The sequence below is a fragment of the Planktothrix prolifica NIVA-CYA 540 genome, from assembly GCF_963864145.1.
GTDB classification, from domain to species: domain Bacteria; phylum Cyanobacteriota; class Cyanobacteriia; order Cyanobacteriales; family Microcoleaceae; genus Planktothrix; species Planktothrix agardhii.
In genome coordinates this window covers 4,677,499-4,685,442 of sequence record NZ_CAWLTW010000001.1, presented here as the reverse complement: position 1 = coordinate 4,685,442, position 7,944 = coordinate 4,677,499, and the positions used below count along the sequence as shown (strand labels likewise).

The window sequence follows — 7,944 nt, the reverse complement described above, 5'->3', positions numbered from 1 at the left end:
CCGTAGGTAGGGAGGGCTGGGGGGTTAATTTGGACTGGAATTAATACCGCTTTACCGAATAAAATAATTAATTTAGCTTTAACAGAAAAGTTATTTCCCTCATTAGGAAATTATAGCGAAATTAGGAAAGAAGTTCCCTATGGAATGAATTTAAAAAGTCGGGTTGATTTTCTGCTGAAAGGAGAAGATAAACCGATTTATTTAGAAGTTAAAAATACTACTTGGTCTGATGGGAAAATTGCTTTGTTTCCCGATACGGTAACTGAAAGAGGACAAAAACATCTCAAGGAATTAATTGAAGTTGTTAAACAAGGTGATCGCGCAGTTATGTTATATTTTATTAATCGAGGAGATTGTACAGAATTTGCCCCTGGAGATACCGCCGACCCGGTTTATGGTCAACTGTTAAGAGAAGCAATTTTAGTAGGTGTGGAAATCTTACCCTGTCGATTTGAAATTACCCCGGAAGGTATTAAATACTTAGGGTTAGCACTTTCGTTGTTGCGCTGAAGCCCATCCTAATCATCTATTTCCCTGCTTAAAATTTATGACAGCATCACAAAATAAATAGTTAGCTGGCTTGAGGTAATCTCTTGGGGCAATGCTTGTCAGCTATCTGTTATATCTAAAGTTGTTACTGCGTAAAGTTCTTTGAGGAAAGTAAATGACTTATGTTATAAGGCAAACCCACAGGAGTATAGAGTCCCATGCTTGCCGAGGAAATTTTTACACCCCTGCCCGATCACACCCAACTTCCCTGTGAAGACGGTACTTTCGTGAAGAATTTTCAGGAACATCCCCAAAGTATTTTACTGACCAGTACGATTCGCCCGATCTTCGATCAAATTCATCCCGACGGACAGTACACGATTGGTCAAGATAGCGGCATTTATTGGCGTTTAACCGAACCACCGCAGAGGGGAGCCGAAGCCCCAGACTGGTTTTATGTGCCGAATGTGCCGCCGTTACTCAATGGCAAAGGCAGACGATCCTATGTGTTATGGCAGGAAATTATCCCGCCGCAGATCGTTTTAGAGTTTGTTTCTGGTGATGGATCTGAGGAACGCGATCGCACCCCTTGGAGTGGCAAATTTTGGATCTACGAAACGGTGATTCGTCCGGCATATTACGGGATCTACGAAGTGGAAAAAGCGAGTGTTGAACTATATCACTTGATCGGTAGCCACTATGAATTAATGACTCCTAATGTTCATGGACAGTATGAAATTCCAGAATTACAAGTTGCGTTAGGTATTTGGCAGGGAAGCTATCAAAATATGGAATTGCCTTGGTTACGGTGGTGGAATTTGCAAGAAAAACTGTTGCTCAGTCCTGAAGAAAAAGTGATTCAAGCTGAACAGAAAGCCGAAAAATTTGCGGCAAAATTGCGGGAGTTAGGTATTGATCCAGAGACTCTTGATTAACTGGTCAATTCTGGCGTGAAGGGCGATCGGCATTAGTGGGGGAAGTTTCACAAATTTCGTAGTGAGATTGGTAAAGACTGCTCAAATTACTTGTCCAGTGCCTTATCTTTTAGGATAAAGCCATCCTTACAGTGCTACGCTACTCAAAGTGTAGCTGCGTAAGTCCTGGGAGAGTTAATTGAAGATAATGCAAGAAGCCAGAAATGTTTTAGGCGGAAAACTGGAAATGTGTTGCTCCGATCCGATGACCGGATTTTATCGGGATGGGTTTTGTTACACTGGAGGGCAGGATTTTGGTGTTCATGTAATTTGCGCCCAAGTCACCCCGGCATTCCTCGAATATACAAAAGCCCAAGGAAATGACCTTAGCACCCCCGTCACCGCCTTTGGGTTTCCGGGGTTAAAATCGGGGGATCGGTGGTGTTTGTGTGCCTCCCGTTGGCAAGAAGCCCTGGATGCGGGAGTCGCGCCCCCGGTGGTGCTAGAATCAACCCATGTTAGAGCGTTGGAAGTGGTTGATCTGGATCAGTTGCAACAATATGCCGTTCAGGGTTAGCTGAAAACGATATAGTAAGAAATTGAAATTATTAACGGTTTTTGAGATCCTATGTTCACCGTAGACATTATTGTTAAATACACTCCCACCCCCTTATCCATTCAAAAAAAGTCTGCTGAGGATGCTCAAGGAGCTTACAATCAGATTTTAGATGCACTGCGGGGAGGAAATGCCCAGGTCTTAGAATTTACTTGCGATAAAATTACAGATAAAAAACTGGCAATTCTCAGTAGTGAGATTTCTGCGGTACAAATTTCCGATAAAACTGGAGGAAATGCCGCAGGAAGACCTCCTGGTTTTGTTGGTGCAAAGGCAGAATAGAGGGAATGACAACGAGCATGGAATCTTCAAGTCCAGCGATACGGGTACAAGAACTATGCTTTAGTTGGCCAAGCGGGGCGCAGGTTTTAAAATCCTGTTCCCTGGATGTTCCTAAAGGAGAGTTTTGGATGCTTTTGGGAAGCAATGGTAGTGGAAAATCCACCTTATTGAGATTATTAGCTGGGTTATTACAGTCGAAATCGGGAGAAATTCAACTCCAAGGAAGGGTGGGGTTTGTGTTTCAAAATCCTGATCATCAGTTAGTCATGCCAACGGTAGGGGCGGATGTAGCCTTTGGATTAGTGGAGGATAAGTTACCCTGGATTGAAGTGAAAAAACGGGTAGAAGATGCCTTAACTGCGGTGAAATTATTGGAGTTACAACGACGTCCGATTTATGCGTTAAGTGGGGGTCAAAAACAAAGAATTGCGATCGCTGGAGCCTTAGCTAGACATTGCCAAGTATTATTATTAGATGAACCCACAGCATTATTAGATCCCGATAGTCAAAATGATTTAGTGATTGAAGTCCAACGGTTAGTGAAAACCAGAGGCATTACAGCCCTATGGGTAACACACCGTTTAGAGGAATTAAACTATAGTGATGGGGCGTTTTTATTAGAAAATGGTCAGGTAGTAGGTCAAGGTGATCCTGAACCGTTGAAACGGCGATTAATGCAAAAGGAGTTAAAGATTTAATTTAACCACAAAGACACAAAGACACAAAGAAGTTCTAAAAACGACGGATGATAGAAAAGATCGAGATCCCGATTAAGATGGAGACACCCCGATAAAATCGATCATTTGATGTAATGATCCCGGTTTAGTCACAATTAACACAGTAGACCCAGGTTCTAAAACCGTGCTCCCATTGGGAATCATCAAATCATCATGGGGGTGAGGTTGATAACCGACAATCAGAGAACTCTCAGGAAACCTTGCATCCTGAGCAATTTCCGCCACACTCCGACCCGCAACACGACAACGATCTGGAATTGGCAGTTTGAGAACCTCAATTTGTCCTTGCTCAAAGTGCATCATCGATTCCACTTGCGGATACTCAATGGCATTCACCATTGTAGATACCCCTAATTCCACGGTACTAACAATATGATTTGCCCCGGACAAACGCAAAGGTTCGGCAAAATCAGGGTGGCGCATCCGGCTTAAAATATGGGGAACTCCGTAATGTTTGGCGAGGGTGACCATGGCTAAATTCAGGGCATCACTTCTGAGCATCGCCGCCAAAGAAGTCGCTTTCCGAATTCCGGCTTCTAATAATACATCCGTACTTACCGCACTACCTTCAAAGGCCATGGCCCCAATTTTTTCCCTGGCATAGCTACAGGCGGTGGGGTCAGTATCAATAACTGCCACCGTATGCCCAAGTTCTAACAATTTTTGGGCTAAACTCAACCCAACTAATCCCCCGCCACCAATCAAAACATACATAGCAATACCTTAATTTTGGATTGATAATTAATCTTACCGTGTGGCAAGATTAACTGATAATATAAAGACTAATTATTCAGCAGTATCGAGAGTGGATGTTACCGAATTAGTCAGGATTTCAATTATTCTCCTACTGGTTTCGACGGGAGTGGCACTATTTTCCCGCAAGATTGGGATTCCCTACGTTACAGGTTTAGTGCTCGCAGGTTTGCCCTTCTCAGAATTTATGTCTCAATCGGTGGGTTTAGATCCGGTTTTAGTTTTGAATCTATTTTTACCTATTCTCATCTTTGAAGCCGGGATTAATACCGATGTTAGTCGTCTTAGGAGTACCTTTAAACCCATTGCCCTTTTAGCTGGCCCTGGGGCGATTTGTTCCGGTGGAATTATTGCAGTTTTATTAAAATTTGGCCTAGGACTCGATTGGATACCCGCCTTCTTTATGGGCGTGATGTTAGCCAATACCGATACGGTTTCCATGATTGCGGTATTTAAGGAAATTCCAGTCCCTTCGAGACTTTCAACTATTGTGGAAGGGGAAACCCTGTTTAACGATGCGGCGGCTTTGGTTTGCTTTAATCTAATTTCACAATTTTATACCACAGGTTCCCTTACTGTCCTAGAAGGCTTTCAACAACTGCTGTTTAGCTCCGTTGGCGGGAGTCTGGTGGGGTTGGTCTTAGGCTACTTAACTATCCCTATCTTTGCCCGTTTAGATGATCCCCTCAATAGTCTATTACTGACCGTAGCCGTGGCATTAGGCACTTTTCAAGTGGGGCAATGGCTGGGGGTATCCGGTGCGGTGGCGGTAGTCGTAGCGGGATTAATTTTTGGAAATCTGGGACTGTCTCGCCAAACCTCAGCTTCAAGTCGGATTACCCTATTGAGTTTCTGGGAATATGCGGGTTTTACCGTTAATACTTTTATTTTTCTATTAATTGGGGTAGAAATCAACTTAGTAACATTTTGGCAAACCTTACCTGCGGTTTTGTTAGCGGTTTTAGTTTACCAAGTCGCCCGGGGTTTAACGGTTTATCCCTTATTAGCGGTTGCGAGTCGGTTTGACCGTGTAATTCCCCTGCGTTGGCAACATTTGTTATTTTTTGGGAATATTAAAGGCTCCCTATCCATGGCTTTGGCTTTAAGTTTACCGACCACACTCCCAGGACGGGATATTTTAATTACCCTGGTTTTTGGTAGTGTTTTAGTCTCCTTAGTCGGGCAAGGTTTAAGTTTACCTTGGGTAGTTAAACGTTTGAATTTATCAACGGTTTCTCTAACACAGCAACGGGTGGAAGAATGGCAAGCGGAATTAATTACCGCCAAAGCCGCCCAGGATGAATTGGATAGTTTATTAAAGTCTGGAATTTTACCTAAATCGGTCTATGAAGAAATGCGTTCTACTTATCAAGTAAAAATAGCGGGAGCCGAAAAGTCTTTGCGAGAATTTTATAATCGGCGTCCGGCAGATTTTGAACATTCTCAGGGAGATTATATTAGTAAATTAGACTCGATTCGTCGGCGTTTACTATTAGCGGAAAAAGGAGTTCTCAATGAAGCAATGCGAAAGCGAATTTTATCAGAAACCGTTGCCCAAAAGCGTATTCAAATCCTTGACCAACAATTACTGAAACTAGAGGATGATTAATCAATTATTGACAAAATTTCAGCAATTTTTGAGCTAAACTTAACTTCAATCCACAAACAATCAAAATTATGACCGATTTAATTATACTATTTGCAGCGGCGGCGATTGGAGGTTTACTCGCCTCCATATTTAGGCAACCTGTTATTTTAGGCTATCTATTAGCTGGGATTATTGTCGGGCCTTTTGAATTAGGTATCATTCATGATTATGAACAAGTCGAAACCGTTGCCGAATTAGGTGTTACCTTTCTCCTGTTTACCCTCGGGGTGGAATTTTCCTTTGCGGAATTAAATAAAGTTAAAAATATCAGTCTTGGGGGAGGCGGAATCCAAATCGCCCTCACCATTGGTCTAACGGCTTTTATTTCCGTCACGATGGGATGGGTGACATCGATTCCCCAGGGTGTGTTTTTGGGCGAACTGCTGTCCCTCTCCTCCACCGCCGTCGTCCTCAAAGCCTTAATGGAATCGAATGAAACCTCGACGCCCCAAGGCCAAGTGATGTTAGGGATTCTGATTGTCCAGGATTTGGCTTTGGGGCTGATGTTAGCGGTCTTACCCGCCCTGAATCAACCTGTTGATCAAATTGGCATCGCCATCGGCATTGCTTTACTCAAACTCACCCTATTTGCTCTGGGTGCGATTATTGTGGGTAAATGGTTAATTCCGCCCTTACTCCGATTATTAGCAAAAACCGAAAGTCGAGAACTCTTTTTATTAGGGGTCGTGGCTTTATGTTTGGGTATTGCCTTGTTAACAGGTTATATCGGACTCTCAACGGAAATGGGCGCGTTTGTGGCGGGGTTAATGATTTCTGAAGTGGAATATTCAGACCAAACCCTCGACTATGTTGAACCTCTGCGAGATATTTGTGCCGCAGCGTTTTTTGTCTCCATTGGAATTTTAATTGATCCGACTTTTCTCTGGAATAATTTACCCTTAATTTTAGGATTAGTTTCCTTAGTATTCGTGGGTAAGTCCTTAATTATTACCCCTTTAGTGGTTCTCTTTCGCTATCCTCTCAAAACCGCAATTATCACTGGGTTGGGATTAGCTCAAATTGGAGAATTTTCCTTTGTATTGGTCGAACAGGGAAGCAATTTTGGATTGATTTCTCAAGACCTTTATATGTTAGTTTTGGGAACTACGGCGATGACCTTAATTGTGACACCGTTTGTTTTCCGATTTTTACCGATTCTATTATCCCAGGCTGAATCTTTCCCCGCATTGGAAACTTGGTTAACAAAATTCGATGCACCAATCGCCATCTCGGAGGAATTATCTCTTGAGAATCACATCATTGTTTGTGGTTACGGACGAGTGGGAAAAAATGTAGTTAAACTCTTGATTAATCAGGGTCATCAAGTGTTAGTAATTGAACAATCTGAAGAAAAAATCAAAAAACTAAGAGACAAAAAAATTCCCTATTTATATGGGAATGCTTCTAGTTTATTGCTCTTAGAAAAAGCCGAAGTCAGTACAGCAAAAGGAATGGCGATCGCTTTACCAGATCCAATGAGTTCAAGGTTATGTGTCAAAAGAGCATTACAACTTAACCCAGAATTAGATATGGTGGTTCGCGCTAATGAAATGGAAGATATTGGAATGTTATATCAACTGGGTGCAAAAGAAGTAATCCAACCGGAATTTGAGGCAAGTTTGGAACTTTCGAGTCATTTATTTCGGGTATTAGGATTATCAAAAACGACAATTGAAGCAGACATTCAAAAAATCAGAGAATCTCAATATCTCCCCTTACAACCTGAACGTTCTCCCGAAGAAATCTCTAGGGAATTAGAGGAAGCGGTGAGTACCATGAATCATCAATGGTACACCTTACCGACCGATTCTACTCTGGTGGGGATGACAATTGAAAAAGCTTATGTTAGAAGTTTGACGGGGGTAAGTATTATCGAAATTAAGCGTTTTGGGGGTGAAACAATTGATTATCCCGATGCTCAAACGGTGATGAAAACAGGAGATAAATTGTTGCTTGTGGGGACACCCAATGACTTTGAGGCTTTTGATTATCTAGCGACAAAAAAAGTGATATTGCCGAATGAGGGTGATGCTTGTATCTGGTTATCTATTCCCAAAAATAGTAATTTTTCTGGGAAAAAATTGGAAGAACTGAATTTACAAGAACAGTTTGGAACGGTTGTTCAAGGGATTCGACGCCAAAAAAAATATATCCGTTTTCCTGATATTAAAACCGATATTCAGGCTGGGGATAATCTGTTATTATTCGGTCAGTTAGATTTGCTTAATCAGGTGAGTCAATTTGTTGCTAGCCAAGGGGCGAGTTGATCTTTTTATAGGTATATAGCAATCCGCGACGCGCGAGACGGCGGTTGTAACATTTTATCGTGGGGGTTGGGAGACTCAACCCTCTTTGCGCTTAGGTTTGGAGACCCAACTATATAATCAAATCTGGATTGTAGCCAGAGTTATTGCTATATTTAATTGTGCATTCTTTGGAAATTAAGTAAGGAAGTTACTGATCAAAATTGATTAACTTCGATATAGTTTGAATCATATAAAAACC

The 7,944-nt window shown here is 42.1% G+C and carries 7 protein-coding genes and 1 pseudogene; 7 read left to right on the top strand and 1 reads right to left on the bottom strand.

The window, feature by feature from the left end:
• Positions 1-30: 30 nt before the first annotated feature.
• From sfsA to AC559H_RS20740, 5 genes and pseudogenes are all read left to right on the top strand, one after another.
• Positions 31-510, top strand: a pseudogene (gene sfsA / locus AC559H_RS20760) (DNA/RNA nuclease SfsA); the annotation flags it as partial.
• Positions 511-707: 197 nt separating this feature from the next.
• Positions 708-1,424: a Uma2 family endonuclease gene (locus tag AC559H_RS20755; RefSeq protein WP_026795074.1), complete on the top strand. Its 717-nt coding sequence runs from the start codon at positions 708-710 to the stop codon at positions 1,422-1,424.
• 187 nt (positions 1,425-1,611) lie between these two features.
• Positions 1,612-1,980, top strand: a complete 369-nt coding sequence (locus tag AC559H_RS20750) for a DUF2237 family protein (RefSeq protein ID WP_026795075.1) — start codon at positions 1,612-1,614, stop codon at positions 1,978-1,980.
• Between the two features lie 51 nt (positions 1,981-2,031).
• Complete coding sequence (locus AC559H_RS20745) at positions 2,032-2,301, top strand: UPF0367 protein family (RefSeq protein ID WP_026795076.1); 270 nt, start codon at positions 2,032-2,034, stop codon at positions 2,299-2,301.
• 5 nt (positions 2,302-2,306) lie between these two features.
• Positions 2,307-2,999, top strand: a complete 693-nt coding sequence (locus AC559H_RS20740; RefSeq protein WP_026795077.1) for an energy-coupling factor ABC transporter ATP-binding protein — start codon at positions 2,307-2,309, stop codon at positions 2,997-2,999.
• Positions 3,000-3,071: 72 nt separating this feature from the next.
• Here AC559H_RS20740 and AC559H_RS20735 read toward each other — a convergent pair whose 3' ends face one another.
• Positions 3,072-3,752 (bottom strand): potassium channel family protein, encoded by a 681-nt coding sequence (locus AC559H_RS20735; RefSeq protein WP_026795078.1) that lies wholly within the window; start codon positions 3,750-3,752, stop codon positions 3,072-3,074.
• Positions 3,753-3,843: 91 nt separating this feature from the next.
• Between AC559H_RS20735 and AC559H_RS20730 the strand changes: the two genes are divergently transcribed.
• Both AC559H_RS20730 and AC559H_RS20725 read left to right on the top strand, forming a co-directional pair.
• Complete coding sequence (locus AC559H_RS20730; RefSeq protein ID WP_026795079.1) at positions 3,844-5,400, top strand: cation:proton antiporter; 1,557 nt, start codon at positions 3,844-3,846, stop codon at positions 5,398-5,400.
• A 68-nt stretch (positions 5,401-5,468) separates the two neighbouring features.
• On the top strand, positions 5,469-7,706 hold the full coding sequence (locus AC559H_RS20725; RefSeq protein ID WP_036831266.1) for a cation:proton antiporter domain-containing protein: 2,238 nt from the start codon (positions 5,469-5,471) through the stop codon (positions 7,704-7,706).
• Positions 7,707-7,944: the final 238 nt, after the last annotated feature.